This window comes from Streptomyces yokosukanensis (genome assembly GCF_001514035.1).
GTDB classification, from domain to species: Bacteria; Actinomycetota; Actinomycetes; order Streptomycetales; family Streptomycetaceae; genus Streptomyces; species Streptomyces yokosukanensis.
On the sequence record NZ_KQ948212.1, the window covers coordinates 317,338 to 333,906 of the forward strand.

The window sequence follows — 16,569 nt, forward strand, 5'->3', positions numbered from 1 at the left end:
CGCCCTTCGGCGTCCCCGCTCGATGCGGGGACGGCGTGGCCCGGTTGCGGCCGCTGCCGTGCCCCCGGCCGCTACAGCTCGTGCTCCGAGAGCCCCGGCCAGTCGTCGGGCCCGCCGCCCTGCCACTCGATGAGATCGCTCTCCTCCACCTCGATGCGGTCCAGGTCGGCCAGCCGCAGGATCTCCACGACGTCGTCCAGATGCGAGGCGATCCCCAGGGTCACGTCCCCCTCGGTGACCCGCCGGGAGCCGTCCAGGGCGGGGGAGTGGACCACGATGTGCGGGTAGTGCGTCGGATTGCCCATGGCTTCAGCGTCCTGCGGATACGGCGGACGCGCACGCCGAGCCCGAACAGCACGAAGCGCTCCCCCTCGGTGGGGGAGCGCTTCGTGTCCTGATGATGGCCGTCCGACGGCGCGAGGCTGGGCGCGACAGGTCGTTCGCGCCGCCGGACGGGGCGGGTGGCCCCCGTTCAGGGGGCTGGGTGGGACCGCGGCGGATGCGACGGAACCGGGTGCCCCTTCCCTCTGGTCGAGAAGGGGACTCGGTCCTTCACCACCGCACTGGCTCGCACGCCGCCACGGTCCTCGCCCTGCCCGCGCCCACCGCCGTACGACCACCCCTCATCCGGGCCGTCCGGCGTGCCGCGCGGGCCGCGTGCGAAATCCTGACCTCCCGTCGGATTCCGTACGCTGCTTGCGGGTTGCTGGCCTCAGTCCTCGCGCAGGGCGCGGACCGCCTCCTCCACGCGCTTGCCGTACTCCGGGTCGGCGGCGTGGAAGTGGGCCAGGTTCTTCTCGATCACGTCGTCGCGGGAGACCTGCGACAGGCCGCCGGCGATGTTCGCGACGAGACGGGACTTCTCCTCCTCGGACATCAGGCGGTACAGCTCGCCCGCCTGGAAGAAGTCGTCGTCCTTGGTGTGGAGCGGGGCGGTGTGGTTGCCGGTGTAGCCGGACACCGCCAGGGGGGCCGAGAGCGGGCGGCCGGTCTCCGCCGGGCCGTCGTAGGAGTTCGGCTCGTAGTTCTTGGCGCCGCGGCCCTGGCCGTTGGCCGCCATGAAGCCGTCGCGGCCGTAGTTCTGGGCGCCGCCCGGGACCGCCTTCGGGGCGTTCACGGCGAGCTGGGTGTGGTTGACGCCCAGGCGGTAGCGGTGCGCGTCCGCGTAGGCGAACAGGCGGCCCTGGAGCATCTTGTCGGGGGAGGGGCCGATGCCCGGAACGAAGTTGTTCGGGGAGAAGGCGGCCTGCTCGACCTCGGCGAAGACGTTGTCCGGGTTGCGGTCGAGGACCAGGCGGCCCACGCGCTGCAGCGGGTAGTCCTTGTGCGGCCAGATCTTGGTCAGGTCGAACGGGTTGAAGCGGTAGTCCGCCGCCTCGGCCGCCGGCATGATCTGGACGTAGAGGGTCCACGACGGGTGCACGCCGCGCTCGATCGCCTGGAGCAGGTCCGTCTGGTGGGAGTTGGCGTCCTTGCCCACCAGCTCCGCGGCCTGCTCGCCGCTCAGGGAGCGGATGCCCTGGTTCGTCTTGAAGTGGTACTTGACGAAGAAGGCCTCGCCCGAGGCGTTCGTCCACTGGTAGGTGTGCGAGCCGTAGCCGTTCATGTGGCGGTACGACGCCGGGATGCCGCGGTCGCCCATCAGCCAGGTCACCTGGTGCGTGGCCTCGGGGGCGTGCGCCCAGAAGTCCCAGACGTTGTCCGGCTCCTGCTTGCCGGTGAACGGGTCCCGCTTCTGCGAGTGGATGAAGTCGGGGAACTTGATCGGGTCCTTGATGAAGAACACCGGGGTGTTGTTGCCGACGAGGTCGTAGTTGCCCTCCTCGGTGTAGAACTTCAGCGCGAAGCCGCGCGGGTCGCGGACGGCGTCGGCGCCGCCGAGGGAGTCGGCGACCGTGGAGAAGCGCAGGAAGACCTCGGTGCGCTTGCCGATCTCGCTCAGGAAGTCGGCGTGGGTGAAGCCGGTGACGTCGTCGGTCACCTCGAAGTGGCCGTACGCGCCGGAGCCACGGGCGTGCACCACGCGCTCCGGGATGCGCTCGCGGTTGAAGCGCGCGAGCTTCTCCAGGAGCTGCTGGTCCTGGAGCAGGAGCGGGCCGCCGACGCCGGCGGAGGCGGAGTTCTGGTTGTCGGCGACCGGTGCGCCGGACTCTGTCGTGAGCACGCGCTTCGACATCGTGGACCTTCCGTGCGGATGGCAGCGGAAATCTTCTTCCGCTTTGTGGAGCCTAGAAGTCTTGTGGAGCCTAGAAGTGGGGCAATCCGAACGTCAACAGTTTGTTGAATTCGATCTCAAGGTGATTCCGGGCGGCGCCGACGCCTGGGCGCGACAGGACAGGTGTCAGCGGCGACGCCGCCCGGAAGCTCTGGGTGGGTCAGACCTGGGCGCCGGAGAGGCGCTCCACGGCCCGCAGCAGGGCCGAGTGGTCCAGACCGCCGTCGCCCTGGGTGCGCAGCGAGGCGACCAGCTGGGCGACCACGGCGCCGACCGGCAGCGCGGCACCGACGTTGCGGGCGGCGTCGGTCACGATGCCCATGTCCTTGTGGTGCAGGTCGATGCGGAAGCCCGGCTTGAAGTCGCGGTTCAGGAAGTTGTCCTTCTTGCGCGTCAGCACGGTCGAGCCCGCGAGGCCGCCGTTGAGGACGTCCAGCGCGGCCGCGAGGTCCACGCCCGACTTCTCCAGGAAGACCACGGCCTCGGCGCAGGCCTGGATGTTCACGGCGACGATCAGCTGGTTGGCCGCCTTCACGGTCTGGCCGGAGCCGTGCGGGCCGCACAGCACGATGGTCCTGCCGAGGGCGTCGAAGATCGGCTTGGCGATGTCGAAGTCGGCCTGCTCGCCGCCGACCATGATCGACAGCACGGCCTCGATGGCGCCGGCCTCGCCGCCGGACACCGGGGCGTCGAGCACCCGGATGCCCTTGTCCTTGGCCGCGGCGGCCAGGTCGACGGAGGTCTGCGGGGTGATCGAGGACATGTCGATCAGCAGGGCGCCCTTGCGGGCGTTCTCCAGGATGCCCTCGGGGCCGTAGGAGATGGCCTCGACGTGCGGGGACGCGGGCACCATCGTGATGACCACGTCGGCGTCGCGCACGGCCTCGGCGATCGAGGGGGCGGCCGTGCCGCCGGCGGCGGCCAGGCGGTCCAGCTTGTCCTGCTCCAGGGTGAAGCCGGTGACGTCGTAACCCGCCTTGATCAGGTTCTCGGACATGGGGGAGCCCATGATGCCGAGGCCGATCCACGCGATCTTGGGGAGGTTGCTCATGATGGGGGTGCCTCTCTCAACTGCTCTGCAAAGTCGGGGGGTTCAGCGCGCGGCGCGCGCTTCGCGCGGGAGCCACTCGAAGGACTCGGCGCTCGGGCGGTCGCCCGGCTTGTACTCGAGGCCCACCCAGCCGTCGTAACCGGCTTTCGTCAGCTGGTCCAGCAGCTCCTCCAGCGGGAGCGAACCCGTCCCGGGGGCGCCGCGGCCGGGGTTGTCGGCGATCTGGACGTGGCCGGTCTTCGCGGCGTACCGCTCGATCACCGACGGCAGGTCCTCGCCGTTCATGGACAGGTGGTACAGGTCCATGAGGAACTTCGCGTTCCCGAGGCCCGTCGCCGCGTTGAGCTTGTCCACGATCTCGATCGCCTTGGGCGCGCTCACGATCGGGCACTTCGGCGACTCGGGCTGGTTGAGGGCCTCGATCAGGACGGTGCCCTCGACGCGACCGACGGCGCGGGCCGCGAGGACGAGGTTCTCCAGGGCGAGCGCGTCCTGCTCGGCCGGGTCCACCCCGTCGACGCGGTTGCCGTACAGGGCGTTGAACGTCGTGCAGCCGAGGGAGGCCGCGAAGTCGACGGCCACGTCGATGTTGGCGCGGAACCTGTCCGACTCCTCACCGGGGATCGACAGGGCGCCGCGGTCGGGGCCCGGCAGCTGTCCGGCGTAGAAGTTCAGGCCCGTGAGCTGGACGCCCGCGTCCTCGATCGCCTTCTTCAGGGCGCCCCGCTCGGACCGCTCGGGGGTGGGGGAGTCGACCCAGGGCCACCACAGCTCGACCGCCGTGAAGCCCGCCGCGGCGGCGGCCGCGGGGCGCTCCAGGAGCGGGAGTTCCGTGAAGAGGATCGACAGGTTGACGTTGAAGCGCTGGTCTGCGAATCCCATTCGGGCCGCGCTCCCTTCCGTAGTCGAGATTCCGTAATGCGGAAGTTCGTTTCTGCTTAATGGAAGATTGCCGTCGTGTGTCGGTGCTTGTCAAGGGGGGTCGGTCACCGGTCGCCCGAAACCTGCCACCGGGCGCTAGGTTGAGCGCGTGCGATTGAGAGTGGAGTTCACGACCGAACCCTTCGACCTGGACGAGGCGCCCGCGCACGCCCTGGTGGCGCGGGAGGTCATCGAGACGGCCGAACTGGACGCCGTGGACGTCGGGCCGTTCGGCAACACGGCCGAGGGGGGCGCGAGCCGCGTGCTCACCGCCGTGGACGCGCTGCTGCGCAAGAGCCTGGAGGCCGGTGCCACCCGGATCTCGCTCCAGGTCAACGTGATCGACGACGGGATCGGGGAGGGGGATAGATGACCGGGGACGAGCCCTTCATCGTGGCCGTGAAGCCGCTGGTCGACGCCATGGGTGCGGAGATGCTCCCGCCGGACGAGGCCGGTCCCGAGGACGTCGTGCTCGCCTGGGAGGGCGTCGATGTCGTCGCCGTGCGCCTGCCCCAGCTCGCCGACTCCCTGGATCACATCCTGGCCGCCATGGAGCGCCGGCAGGGCCGTCCGCTGGCCGACCTGGACCGCAAGGCCAAGCAGGAGATCGTGCGTACGCTGGAGGCGCGGGGCGCCTTCGCCGTGCGGCACGGTGTGGAGACCGTGGCGGGCGCGCTCGGCGTCAGCCGCTTCACGGTCTACAACTACCTCAACCGCGAGAAGGGTGCCTGATCGGCCAACCGTCCGCGGCGCCCGCGCCGCCCAGGACCGGCTCGTCTTGTTACGCGGATTTTTCAACAAAGTGTTGACGTGGCGTTTCCGGGAGCGTTAGCTATCGGCAGCCCGCTTCAGCACGAAGGCCGAATCCGGCCACGGAGGCTCCCGTGACTTCGACTTCCACGCCCCCGGGCCTGGCCCGGTTCAACGACCTGGGGGAGCCCGCGGCCCGCGCCGCCCTCCATGAGGCGTGCGCCTCCACCGAGTGGGCCCGGCGACTGCTCGCCGCCCGCCCCTACGCCACCCCCGGCCAGCTCTACGCCGCCAGTGACGCCGCCATGGCCGAGCTGACCACGGCGGACCTGGAGGAGGCCATGGCGGGGCACCCGCCGATCGGCCGCCCGAAGCCCGGTGACCCCACGTCCGCGCGGGAGCAGGCCGGTATGGCCGGCGCCGCCGAGGGGCTCAAGGCCGAGATGCTCGAACTGAACCTGGCGTACCAGGAGAAGTTCGGCCATGTGTTCCTGATCTGCGCCACCGGTCGCACCGGTGAGCAGATGCGGGACGCGGTCAAGGAGAGGATCGGCAACGCGCCGGAGCAGGAGCGGGAGATCGTCCGCACCGAGCTGGGCAAGATCAACCGCATCCGACTGGCCCGACTCGTCGAACAGGACGCCTGACACCATGAGCACCAGCACCACCGCCTCCGTGTCCACCCACATCCTGGACACCTCGATCGGCCGCCCCGCCGAAGGCGTCGCCGTCCAGCTGTCCGCCCGCGCGGGGCGTGACGCGCAGTGGCAGACGCTCGGCGGCTCCGCGACCGACGCGGACGGGCGGTGCAAGGACCTGCCGGCCCTGCCGGAGGGAATCACACACGTACGACTCGACTTCGCCGTCGAGGCGTATTTCGAGAAGAAGCAAGCCGATGCGCAGCAGGACGCCCCCGCGAATCGGGACAGCGGTGCCGTGTTCTTCCCCGAGGTGGCGATCACTTTCGCCGTGAAGCCCGGGGAGCATTACCACGTACCGCTGCTGCTCAACCCGTTCGGCTACTCCGTTTACCGAGGGAGCTAGCAGAAGATGCCCACGATCCTGGGACAGAACCAGTACGGCAAGGCTGAGAACCGAGTCGTAAAGATCACGCGGGACGGCGCCACCCACCACATCAAGGACCTCAACGTCTCCGTCGCCCTGAGCGGCGACATGGAGGAGGTCCACTACTCCGGCTCCAACGCCAACGTCCTGCCGACCGACACCACCAAGAACACGGTGTTCGCGTTCGCCAAGGAGCACGGCATCGAGTCCGCCGAGCAGTTCGGCATCCACCTCGCCCGCCACTTCGTCACCTCGCAGGAACCGATCAAGACCGCGCGGATCCGCATCGAGGAGTACGCCTGGGAGCGGATCGGGACCTCCGACGCCAACTCCAAGTTCATCGGCGCCGACGAGGTCAAGCACTCCTTCGTCCGCAAGGGCCAGGAGACCCGCGTCACCCAGATCACCTTCGACGGTGAGAAGTGGGAGGTCGTCTCCGGCCTGAAGGACCTGGTCGTGATGAACTCGACCAACTCCGAGTTCTGGGGCTACGTCAAGGACAAGTACACGACCCTCCAGGAGGCGTACGACCGCATCCTGGCCACCCAGGTCTCCAGCCGCTGGCGGTTCAACTGGACCGACGACGAGCAGAAGATGCCCAACTGGGAGAAGTCCTACGAGCAGGTCAAGAAGCACATGCTCCAGGCCTTCGCCGAGACGTACTCCCTCTCGCTGCAGCAGACGCTGTACCAGATGGGCGCGCGCATCATCAACAACCGCAGCGAGATCGACGAGGTCCGCTTCTCGCTGCCGAACAAGCACCACTTCCTGGTCGACCTGGAGCCCTTCGGGCTCAAGAACGACAACGAGGTCTACTACGCCGCCGACCGGCCCTACGGCCTGATCGAGGCGACCATCCTCCGGGACGGCTGCGAGCCGAAGATCCCGGTCGACATGACCAACCTCTGACGCGGGACGCGTGCCCCCGGTCCCCCCACCTGGGCCGGGGACACGCCACACCGGAGGGAACCCCATGGCACAGCCTGCACAGGGGCCGGCCGAAGCCCCCTGTTCCACCCCGCCGGTGCACACCGAGGACGCCGTCACGTCCGTGCACCCGGTGGACGAGAAGCTTCCTGTCTCGCGGCTCGTCCCCGCCGCGCTCCAGCACATCGCCGCCATGTACGCGGGCGTCGTCACTCCTCCGCTCATCATCGGCCAGGCCTGCGGACTCGACCTCGCGGCCCGCACCCGGCTCATCGCCGCGAGCCTGCTCATCGCGGGCGTCGCGACCATCCTGCAGACCCTCGGCGTCAAGGGCCTCGTCGGCAACCGGCTGCCCTTCGTCAACGCCGCCTCCTCCGCGGGCATCGCCCCGATCCTCGCGATCGCCGAGACCAACGGCAGGGGGCACCAACTCCCCGCGATCTACGGCGCGGTGATGGTCGCCGGCGTGTTCTGCCTCGCGGTCGGCCCGTTCTTCGGGCGGCTGCTGCGCTTCTTCCCGCCCCTGGTCACCGGCGTCGTCATCACCCTGATCGGTGTCACGCTGATGCCGGTCCCGGTGAGCTGGGCGCAGGGCGGCGACAAGAACGCCCCGGACTTCGGCGCCATGCACCACCTCGCGCTCGCCGGGTTCACGCTCGCCGTCATCCTGCTGATCCAGCGTTTCGGCCGCGGCTTCGTCAAGCAGGTCGCCCTGCTGTTCGGGCTGCTCATCGGCACCCTGGCCGCCATCCCGTTCGGCATGGCCGACTTCGGCGCCCTGAAGTCCGCGCCGCTCGCCGCGCTGCCCGCGCCGTTCGCCTTCGGTGCCCCCCAGTTCCAGCCCGCGGCCATCCTGTCGCTGTGCATCGTGATGCTGGTCCTGATGACCGAGTCCAGCGCCGGCATGCTGGCCCTCGGCGAGATCTGCGAGCGCCGCACGGACGCCCGGACCATCACCCGGGGCCTGCGCACCGACGGCATCGCCACCCTGCTCGGTCCGGTCTTCGGCGGCTTCCCCACCTCCGCCTTCGCCCAGAACGTCGGCGTCGTCTCCCTCACCCGGGTGCGCAGCCGCTATGTCGTCGCCGTCGCGGGCGGCGCGCTGCTCGTCCTCGGCGCCTTCCCGGTGCTCGGCGCGGTCGTCTCGCTGGTCCCCATGCCGGTCCTGGGCGGCGCGGGCATCGTGCTCTTCGGCTCCATCGCGGTCAGCGGCATCCGTACGCTGTCCGAGGCGGGCCTGGACGACAGCTCCAACATCATCCTGGTCGCCGTGGCGCTCGGCGCCGGCATCATCCCGCTGGCCGCACCGACCTTCTACGCCGGCTTCCCGGCCTGGGCGCAGACCGTGCTCGGCTCCGGCATCAGCGCGGGCGCGCTCGTCGCCGTCCTGCTCAATCTGTTCTTCCACCATCTCGGCACCCGGAGCGGCAACCCCGCCCCGGCACTCAAATCCTCCTAGGGTCCTGCCGTGCCCTCCCCGTGGACACCCCTTCGGTCCACGGACCGCCACTGAAAGACAAGGACGCACCATGGCACCATCGGCAGCCCAGCGCATCGTCATCGAGAACTGTGCGATCGCGACCGTGGACGCGGGCGACACCGAGTACGCCTCGGGGTACCTCGTCCTCGCCGGCAACCGTATCGAGTCGGTCGGCGCGGGCCAGGCCCCCGCCGGCCTGGAGAACGTGGTCCGCCGGATCGACGCGAGCGGCCATCTGGCCACGCCCGGTCTCGTCAACACCCACCACCACTTCTACCAGTGGATCACCCGGGGCCTGGCCACCGACCACAACCTGTTCAACTGGCTGGTGGCGCTCTACCCCACCTGGGCGCGCATCGACGAGCAGATGACGTACGCGGCCGCGCAAGGCTCCCTCGCCATGATGGCCCGCGGCGGTGTCACCACCGCCATGGACCACCACTACGTCTTCCCGCACGGCTCCGGCGACCTGTCCGGTTCCATCATCCGGGCCGCCTCCGAGATGGGCGTCCGCTTCACGCTGGCCCGTGGCTCGATGGACCGCAGCGAGAAGGACGGCGGCCTGCCGCCGGACTTCGCCGTCGAGACGCTCCAGGGCGCGCTCGAGGCGACCGAGGAGACCGTCAAGCAGCACCACGACGCCTCCTTCGACGCCATGACCCAGGTGGCCGTCGCCCCCTGCTCCCCGTTCTCCGTCTCCACCGAACTCCTCAAGCAGGGTGCCGAGTTGGCCCGCCGCCTCGGCGTACGGCTGCACACCCACGGCTCGGAGACCGTGGAGGAGGAGAAGTTCTGCCACGAGCTGTTCGGCATGGGCCCGACGGACTACTTCGAGTCCACCGGCTGGCTCGGTGAGGACGTGTGGATGGCGCACTGCGTCCACATGAACGACTCCGACATCGCCGCCTTCGCCCGTACGAAGACCGGTGTCGCCCACTGCCCCTCGTCCAACGCCCGCCTCGCCGCCGGCATCGCCCGCGTCCCCGACATGCTCCGGGCGGGCGTCCCGGTCGGCCTCGGCGTCGACGGTACGGCGTCGAACGAGTCCGGCGAGCTGCACACCGAACTGCGCAACGCCCTGCTGATCAACCGTCTCGGCACTCACCGCGAGGCCGCGCTCAACGCCCGCCAGGCGCTCAGGCTCGGCACCCACGGCGGCGCCGAGGTCCTCGGCCGGGGCGACCAGATCGGCTCCCTGGAGCCCGGCAAGCTGGCCGACGTCGTGCTGTGGAAGATGGACACCCTCGCCCACGCCTCCATCGCCGACCCGGTGACCGCGCTGGTCTTCGGCGCGGCGGCCCCGGTGACCGCGTCCTTCGTCAACGGCGAGCAGATCGTGGAGAACGGCCGTCTGGCCACGGTGGACGAGGACGCCATCGCCCGCTCCACCCGCGAGCAGGCCCAGCGCCTCGCCCGGATCGCCGCCCAGGCCTGACCCCCACCGACTCCGGGGGCCGGCCCCTCCCACGGCCGGCCCGCCGGACACCTTCGGCGAAGCCGTCCGCAGCGGCTCCACCGAAGGACCCGACGAGCGCCCCGCACGGGTCGCCCGTCGACAAACCAGGCGGTCGCCCCGTACGGGCGGTCCGTCGAAGGACCCGGCAGGCCGGAACATGCGGCCGGCCTGCCGGTGACAAGGCGGCCCGCCCCGTGAGGGCGGCTCGCCCCAGGACACGGCGGTCGCCCGAAGGGGGCGGCACGCCGGGAACGCTCCGGTCGGGAGGGACGGCTTTCGACCGGGGTCCGTGGACCCGAGCGGGGTCCATGGCAGCTGTTCCGGGGCGCGTGCGAACGCACGCGCCCCGGAACGGTCACCGCTCGACCCGCTCAGCTCCGCCTCCGTCCCGGTCCCGCACGACCGCTCGCACCACCTCCATGAAACCCGCGTTGACGACGACGTGTTACCCGACCGGAGGAGCCGCCGTGGCCGTCCACCCCGTAGACGAGAAACTTCCCGCACTCAAGATGGCGACCAGCGGCCTGCAGCATGTGGCCGCCATGTACGCGGGAGTCGTCGCCCCGCCCCTGATCGTCGGCGCGGCCGTAGGCCTGTCCGCCACCGATCTCACCTTCCTCACCGGAGCCTGTCTGTTCACCGCCGGGCTCGCCACCTTCCTGCAGACCCTCGGCTTCTGGAAGATCGGCGCCCGCCTGCCCTTCGTCAACGGCGTCACCTTCGCCGGTGTCGCCCCCATGACGGCGATCGTCGCCTCCGCCAAGGACAAGTCGGACGCCCTGCCGATGATCTTCGGCGCGGTCATCGTCGCCGGTCTGCTCGGCTTTCTCGGCGCCCCGTTCTTCAGCAAGGCCGTGCGCTTCTTCCCGCCCGTCGTCACCGGCTCGGTCATCACCCTGATCGGTGTGTCCCTGCTGCCCGTCGCCTTCGGCTGGGCCCAGGGACCCGACGCCAGGGCGAGCGACTACGGCTCGACGACCAATCTCTCGCTGGCCGGCGTCACCCTGCTGATCGTCCTGCTGATGCGCCGCTTCACCCGCGGGTTCGTCAAACAGATCGCGGTCCTGCTCGGTCTGATCCTCGGCACGCTCATCGCGATACCCTTCGGCGCCACGGACTTCGGCCCCGTCGCCCACGCCGACGTCATCGGCTTCCCGACGCCGTTCCACTTCGGCGCCCCGACGTTCCACATCGCGGCGATCCTGTCGATGTGCGTGGTGATGGTCGTCTCCATGACCGAGTCCACGGCGGACATGCTGGCACTCGGCGAGATCGTCGAACGCCCCGCGGACGAGAAGACCATCGCGGCGGGCCTGCGCGCCGACACCCTCGGCTCCGCCCTCAGCCCGCTGTTCAACGGCTTCATGTGCAGCGCCTTCGCCCAGAACATCGGCCTGGTCGCGATGACGCGGATCCGCAGCCGCTTCGTCGTCGCCGTCGGCGGCGGCTTCCTGGTCCTGATGGGCCTGTGTCCGATGGCGGCCTCGCTCATCGCGGTCGTCCCCCGCCCCGTCCTCGGCGGCGCCGGTGTCGTCCTGTTCGGCTCGGTCGCCGCGAGCGGCATCCAGACCCTGGTCCGCGCCGGACTGGAGAAGGACAACAACGTCCTGATCGTCGCCGTCTCGCTCGCGGTCGGCCTCATCCCGATCACCGCGCCGGACTTCTACCACGCCTTCCCCGACACCGCGAAGATCGTCCTGGACTCCGGCATCTCCACCGGCTGCGTCAGCGCCGTCCTGCTCAACCTCGTCTTCAACCACCTCGGCAAGGGCAAGGAGGCCGAGGACGTCACCCACCCGATGGAGGCGGGTCAGGAACTGTCGCCGGCCCACTGAACGCCCGCCCGGGGCACGGTGGATGCCGTGCCCCGCGCCGTACCCCGCACCGCGACCGGGCCCCGTCCCGCGCCCGCCCGTTCACGGGCGCGGCACCGACCGGCAGGGCGTCAGGGCGGGCAGCCGGCCGGTGACGTACGAGCGCGGCGGGACCCCCATCAGGGCGCGGAAGTCGCTCGTCATGTGCGACTGGTCGAAGTAGCCCGTGGCGGCGGCGAGTTGCGACCAGGGGGCGTGCCCGGCCCGGGTGACGACCGTGCGGACGCGGTCGATCCGGGCGTAGTGCTTGGGGGAGACCCCGACCCCGTCGCTGAACAGATTGCGCAACTGCCGCTCGCTGACCGACAGTTCCCGGGCGACCTCCCGCACCTGTGCGGGCGCCCGGTCCGGGCGGACCGACAGGGCGTCGACGCCCGCCCGCAGCAGTGTCGTACGGGCCGGGTCCACGGCGGCCGACAGCAGCTCGGGGAGCGTCTCGGCGAGACGGGGCACCGCCTCCCGCGGATCCAGTCGGCGCAGCCCGGCCGCGAGCCGACGGGGCAGCGCACCCGGCAGGTCCTCCAACGGCACGACCCGCCCGACCAGTTCGGCGGCCGGCACCCCGAGCAGAGGGCGGATCGTGCCGGGCGCGAGGCCCAGCTCTACACAGTGGAGATGGGCCTTTCCCTCGTGGTACGACGCCCGCACCCGCGGCCCGGAGACGAACACGTCGCGCCGCCCGTCCGCCCCCACCCGCAGCACCACCTTGGTGACCGCGGCGGGCAGCCGCACGAAGGGCCGGTCGGCCTGCTCGGCGGCGGACACGGACAGCGTGCGCACCCCGGCGATCCAGGGGCGCAGGGCCTCGGGCGTGGTCAGGGCCTGCTCGGCGATGGCGTTCGGCATCACTCCACGGTAGGGCGCCGCGGCCGCTTCCGGGCGGGCGAACCGTGCCGGAATTTCCAAGAGACGCCCGCCGCCCGGCGCCCATCGTGGACCACATGATTCTGGTGACGGGTGCCACGGGCACCACCGGCAGTGAAGTCGTACGACAGCTCGCGGCGCGCGGCGCGAAGGTCCGCGCCCTGACCCGCGACCCGGCACGGGCCCAGGTGCCCGCCGGGGTGGAGACGGTACGCGCGGACTACGCCGACCCGGACTCCCTGGCGGCCGCGATGGCGGGGGTGGGCGCCGCGTACCTGGTGTGTCCGCCAGGTCCCGGCGCCGCCCACGACACGGCGCTGGTCGCGGCGGCCCGCGCGGCGGGCGTACGGCGGCTGGTGAAGCTCTCCGCCATCGGCACCGACGACCCCGGCACGGGTCCGACCGTCGCCTGGCACGGGGTGGGGGAGCGGGTGGTCAGGGACAGCGGGGCCGAGTGGACGGTCCTGCGGCCGTCGTCGTTCGCCTCGAACACGCTGGCCTGGGCGGCGGCCGTGGGCCGGGGCGAGCCGGTGCCGAACATGACCGCCGACGGGGCGTCGGGCGTGATCGACCCGCACGACATCGCCGCGGTGGCGGTGCGCGCCCTGCTCGACGCCGGGCACGCGGGGCGGACGTACACGCTCACCGGCCCGGCGGCGATCAGCGTCCCGGACCAGGTCGCCGTCCTCGCCGAGGTGCTCGGCCGCCCGCTCACCGTCCGCGGTCTGACGCCGGACGAGACCCGCGACTTCCTCCGCACCGCCTACGGCATCGCCGAGAGCGGGGTGGAGGACGTCCTGACCGGGATCGCCTACCTCCGCGACGGCCGCAACGCGACGGTCACCGAGGACGTGCGGGAGGTGCTGGGCCGGCCGGCCAGGACGTTCGAGCAGTGGGCCGAGGACCACAAGGAGGCGTTCGGCACCGGCTGAACGGGCCCGCGTCACAGACCGAACAGGGTGAGGTCCGCCGCCAGCTCCTCGAACACCTCCCGCGGGTCGGCGAGCAGTTTGCGCTCCTTGAGATCCAGCAGGCCCACGACCGCGCTGATCCCGGCCGCCACCGTGCCGTCGGTCCTGCGTATCTCCTGCAGCATCCGGAAGGTCTTGCCCTCGCCCCACTCGAACGCGCAGGTCACATCGACCTCGTCGCCGGCGAGGAGTTCGCGCTGGTAGCGGATCGTCGTCTCCAGTGTCACCGGACCCACACCCCGGGCCACGAGCCGCGCCTGGCTCACGCCCGCCGACTGGAGCAGCGACCAGCGGGCGTGCTCCGCGTAGTTGAGGTACACGGCCTGGTTGAGGTGTCCCTGGGTGTCGGTCTCGTAGCCACGGACACTCACTCGGACGGAAAACGGTTCGGCCACGGTCTGCCCTTCTCGTGTTCGAAACTCTGGTCGATCGATCCTGGCACGCCGCTCAGACCCGGCGCGGCGAGGCCAGCACGTAGCGCACTCTCGTCCGCGGTTCGGTGTATGCGCCGGCCTGCCAGCCCGCGCGCTCCAGCGTGGCCGTGCAGGCCGCCAGGCCCTCCGGGTCCGGCATGTACACCGCGACCGCGTCCGGCTGGGGGGTCGCCCGCACCCGGTAGCCGTCCGTCTCCCCGTCCGCCGGACGGTGCCCGGCGGCCTCCAGGGCGAGTGCGGCGGCGCGGACCAGATGCGCGCGCTCCCAGCCGCACGGCCGGTCCACGGCGCCGTCGGGGTTGGTCATCCGGCGCAGCTCCAGCAGCCCCTGCCAGGCGCTGTGCGCCTCGCGCAGCCGGGCCGCGGCGTCCACGGGCGGTTCCTCCGCGCCGCCGACCCGCGCCGCGAACACCCCCGCGTCCGGCACGGGCCGCCGCGCCGGCTCCGCCGGCTCGGCCTGCCGCATCCGATGGCCGGCCGGGGTCAGGAAGTGCTCGTGCGGCGGACGCGGATGACGGAACGCCAGCCCCCGCTTCACCAGCGCCGCCAACTGCGCCTGCGTACCGCGCAGCCGCCCCGTCACCGGGTCGGCGCCCTCGATCACACGCCGCTGCGCGGCGCTCGGCGGTCGCGTCACGGCGCGCTCCTTCCGCTCCCGTCCCCTGCCCCGGGCCGCCGACGGGACGGCCCATCCGCAGAGTACGGCCCGGGTCTGACAACGCCCGGCGCCACGGCCCCCGCCCGCTACTCCCGGGGCCGGATGTTCCACCCCGCCACCACCGGCCGGTTGTGCTCCGTGCCCAGCCGGCACAGTGCCCCCGTGGCCAGCTGGAACAGCGCCCCGTGCTGGGGCGGCAGGCCCAGGCGGCGGGCGGTGAGGACGCGCAGCAAGTGGCCGTGGGCGATCAGGACGACGACTCCCTCGGTGTTGCAGAGGGCGGCGTCGGCCTTGGCCAGCATGCGGTCGGCGCGCTCGCCGACCTGCTCCGGGGTCTCACCCGGATGCTCCGGCGGCCCCGGCGCGACCCCGTCCGTGAACAGGAACCAGTCGGGCCGGGTGCGCTGGATCTCCACGGTGGTCACGCCCTCGTACCCGCCGTAGTCCCATTCGCGCAGGTCGGTGTCGACCCGGGCGTCTTGGATCCCGATCAGCTCGGCCGTCTCCCGGGCCCGCTGCAGGGGGCTGACGAACGCGGCCCCGATCCGGTGCGAGCGGATCAGCGGCACCAGTCGGCGCGCCTCCTCCCGCCCGTGCTCGGTGAGGGGTACGTCGGTCCAGCCGGTGTGCCGTCCGGACCGTGACCACTCGGTCTCACCGTGCCGGACGAGAAAGAGGTCACCCACGTCAGCCCCTTGCCGCTCGCCTGTCAGCACGGTGTCACAGGGCGGCGGCGGCCCGCAGGACGGACTGCGCCAGACGGCCGTTCTCCAGCCCGGCGCCCACCCCGGAGGGGAAGCCGAACCGGCGCCGGGTGTACGCGTAGGCGATGCCGTTCGCCGGGTCGGCGAAGCTCAGCGAGCCGGTCGCACCGCTGTGCCCGAAGGTGCCGGGGTCGAGGAACGGGAAGATCGCGGGGGTGTGCTCGAAGCCGCGCGCGAAGTGGTCGTCGCTGCCGGTGACCAGGTCCGGGCCGCCCGGGGTGCGCAGCTCCGCGAACCGGGCCGCGGTCTCGGGCGTGAGCAGCGGCGGCCTGCCGTCCACGGTGCTGATGGCGGCCGCGTACATCCCGGCGACGCCGCGCGCGTTGCCCACCCCGCCCGAGGACGCCGGGCCGAGCGCCTTGACCCGGGGGTGATTGCCGAAGGCCACCAGGTCGAGCGGCTCCGGCGCGTGCGCGTTGAAGGCGATGCCCCGGATGCTGTCCGGCGCCGCCGCCCGCTCCTTCAGCAGCGCCGCCTCCTGCGGGGTCGGCACCAGCGGCTGCACCTCCACCCAGCGTGCCTCGGCCGCCGCGGGCAGGCCAAGGTAGTAGTCGAGGCCGTACGGCGCCCGGATCCGCTCCTCGTACACCTCGTGGAGCGACTGCCCGGTCACCCGGCGCACCACCTCGCCGGTGAGGGCGGCGATGACGAAGCCGTGGTAGCCCCAGGCGCTGCCCGGCTCCCACAGCGGCCGGCGCTGGGCCAGCCGGGCCGCGATGATCCGGTCGTCGGCCAACTCCTCGACCGTGAAGGGCTGTTCGGCGTCCCCGACGAGTCCGGCCCGGTGCTCCAGCAGCTCGCCCAGCGTCAGCCGGTCCTTGCCGTGGACGCCGAACTCGGGCCAGTACGAGGCCACTTCACGGTCGAGATCCAGCACGCCGTCCTGCACCAGAAGCGCGACGACGAGGTGCGCGGCGCCCTTGGCGACGGAGTACAGCGTCGTCAGCGAGTCCCCGTCGATGTCGTCGCCGCCCCACAGGTCCACCACGCGCCGCCCGTGCCGGTGGACCGTGAGCTGCGCGCCCGGATCGTCCCGCTCCTCGGCGAGCACCGCCGCGAACTCCTCGCGTACGCCCTCGAATCCCTCCGCGACCGTTCCGTGCACATCGAACGCCATGTCTGATTCCCCCTGTCCGGTG

At 71.5% G+C, this 16,569-nt stretch carries 18 protein-coding genes; 9 read left to right on the forward strand and 9 right to left on the reverse strand.

Features of this window, described 5'->3' with window-relative positions; translation table 11 throughout:
* Positions 1-71 precede the first annotated feature (71 nt).
* The 4 genes from AQI95_RS19215 to AQI95_RS19230 all read right to left on the reverse strand — a co-directional run bounded on the left by AQI95_RS19215 (position 72) and on the right by AQI95_RS19230 (position 4,148).
* The gene (locus AQI95_RS19215; RefSeq protein ID WP_023545789.1) at positions 72-305 is read right to left on the reverse strand and encodes a hypothetical protein; all 234 of its coding nucleotides are present in this window, start codon (positions 303-305) and stop codon (positions 72-74) included.
* 407 nt (positions 306-712) lie between these two features.
* Positions 713-2,176 (reverse strand): catalase, encoded by a 1,464-nt coding sequence (locus tag AQI95_RS19220; RefSeq protein ID WP_067124611.1) that lies wholly within the window; start codon positions 2,174-2,176, stop codon positions 713-715.
* 199 nt (positions 2,177-2,375) lie between these two features.
* Positions 2,376-3,266 carry a 2-hydroxy-3-oxopropionate reductase gene (locus AQI95_RS19225; protein ID WP_067124614.1) on the reverse strand — a complete coding sequence of 297 codons (891 nt, stop codon included), beginning with the start codon at positions 3,264-3,266 and terminating at the stop codon, positions 2,376-2,378.
* A 42-nt stretch (positions 3,267-3,308) separates the two neighbouring features.
* On the reverse strand, positions 3,309-4,148 hold the full coding sequence (locus AQI95_RS19230; RefSeq protein ID WP_067124617.1) for a TIM barrel protein: 840 nt from the start codon (positions 4,146-4,148) through the stop codon (positions 3,309-3,311).
* 148 nt (positions 4,149-4,296) lie between these two features.
* Here AQI95_RS19230 and AQI95_RS19235 point away from each other — a divergent pair, with 148 nt between their 5' ends.
* The 8 genes from AQI95_RS19235 (at position 4,297) to AQI95_RS19270 (ending at position 11,700) form a co-directional block, all read left to right on the forward strand.
* The gene (locus AQI95_RS19235; RefSeq protein WP_079071329.1) at positions 4,297-4,560 is read left to right on the forward strand and encodes a YkoF family thiamine-binding protein; all 264 of its coding nucleotides are present in this window, start codon (positions 4,297-4,299) and stop codon (positions 4,558-4,560) included.
* Positions 4,557-4,919: a helix-turn-helix domain-containing protein gene (locus AQI95_RS19240; protein ID WP_067124623.1), complete on the forward strand. Its 363-nt coding sequence runs from the start codon at positions 4,557-4,559 to the stop codon at positions 4,917-4,919. The genes AQI95_RS19235 and AQI95_RS19240 overlap by 4 nt, the downstream gene beginning before the upstream one ends.
* A gap of 152 nt (positions 4,920-5,071) precedes the next feature.
* Entirely contained in the window at positions 5,072-5,584 is a 513-nt protein-coding gene (gene uraD, locus AQI95_RS19245; RefSeq protein WP_067124626.1) for a 2-oxo-4-hydroxy-4-carboxy-5-ureidoimidazoline decarboxylase, read from the forward strand.
* 4 nt (positions 5,585-5,588) lie between these two features.
* On the forward strand, positions 5,589-5,981 hold the full coding sequence (gene uraH, locus AQI95_RS19250) for a hydroxyisourate hydrolase (RefSeq protein WP_067124629.1): 393 nt from the start codon (positions 5,589-5,591) through the stop codon (positions 5,979-5,981).
* Positions 5,982-5,987: 6 nt separating this feature from the next.
* A complete protein-coding gene (gene pucL / locus AQI95_RS19255; protein WP_067124631.1) occupies positions 5,988-6,911 on the forward strand; it encodes a factor-independent urate hydroxylase in 924 nt (307 codons plus the stop codon).
* 64 nt (positions 6,912-6,975) lie between these two features.
* Positions 6,976-8,388: a nucleobase:cation symporter-2 family protein gene (locus tag AQI95_RS19260; RefSeq protein WP_067124634.1), complete on the forward strand. Its 1,413-nt coding sequence runs from the start codon at positions 6,976-6,978 to the stop codon at positions 8,386-8,388.
* A gap of 70 nt (positions 8,389-8,458) precedes the next feature.
* On the forward strand, positions 8,459-9,844 hold the full coding sequence (locus AQI95_RS19265) for an 8-oxoguanine deaminase (RefSeq protein ID WP_067124636.1): 1,386 nt from the start codon (positions 8,459-8,461) through the stop codon (positions 9,842-9,844).
* 488 nt (positions 9,845-10,332) lie between these two features.
* Positions 10,333-11,700, forward strand: a complete 1,368-nt coding sequence (locus AQI95_RS19270) for a nucleobase:cation symporter-2 family protein (protein ID WP_067124638.1) — start codon at positions 10,333-10,335, stop codon at positions 11,698-11,700.
* Between the two features lie 81 nt (positions 11,701-11,781).
* Here AQI95_RS19270 and AQI95_RS19275 read toward each other — a convergent pair whose 3' ends face one another.
* Positions 11,782-12,585 (reverse strand): helix-turn-helix domain-containing protein, encoded by an 804-nt coding sequence (locus tag AQI95_RS19275; RefSeq protein WP_067124641.1) that lies wholly within the window; start codon positions 12,583-12,585, stop codon positions 11,782-11,784.
* A gap of 95 nt (positions 12,586-12,680) precedes the next feature.
* On the opposite strand from AQI95_RS19275, the gene AQI95_RS19280 reads away from it, so the two are divergent.
* Complete coding sequence (locus tag AQI95_RS19280) at positions 12,681-13,535, forward strand: NAD(P)H-binding protein (RefSeq protein WP_067125058.1); 855 nt, start codon at positions 12,681-12,683, stop codon at positions 13,533-13,535.
* Positions 13,536-13,546: 11 nt separating this feature from the next.
* Here AQI95_RS19280 and AQI95_RS19285 read toward each other — a convergent pair whose 3' ends face one another.
* The 4 genes from AQI95_RS19285 to AQI95_RS19300 form a co-directional block, all read right to left on the reverse strand.
* Positions 13,547-13,969: an acyl-CoA thioesterase gene (locus tag AQI95_RS19285; protein ID WP_067124643.1), complete on the reverse strand. Its 423-nt coding sequence runs from the start codon at positions 13,967-13,969 to the stop codon at positions 13,547-13,549.
* 52 nt (positions 13,970-14,021) lie between these two features.
* Positions 14,022-14,645: a hypothetical protein gene (locus AQI95_RS19290; protein ID WP_067124646.1), complete on the reverse strand. Its 624-nt coding sequence runs from the start codon at positions 14,643-14,645 to the stop codon at positions 14,022-14,024.
* A gap of 107 nt (positions 14,646-14,752) precedes the next feature.
* Positions 14,753-15,352 carry a histidine phosphatase family protein gene (locus tag AQI95_RS19295; RefSeq protein WP_067124649.1) on the reverse strand — a complete coding sequence of 200 codons (600 nt, stop codon included), beginning with the start codon at positions 15,350-15,352 and terminating at the stop codon, positions 14,753-14,755.
* Between the two features lie 34 nt (positions 15,353-15,386).
* Positions 15,387-16,547 (reverse strand): serine hydrolase domain-containing protein, encoded by a 1,161-nt coding sequence (locus AQI95_RS19300; protein WP_067124651.1) that lies wholly within the window; start codon positions 16,545-16,547, stop codon positions 15,387-15,389.
* Positions 16,548-16,569: the final 22 nt, after the last annotated feature.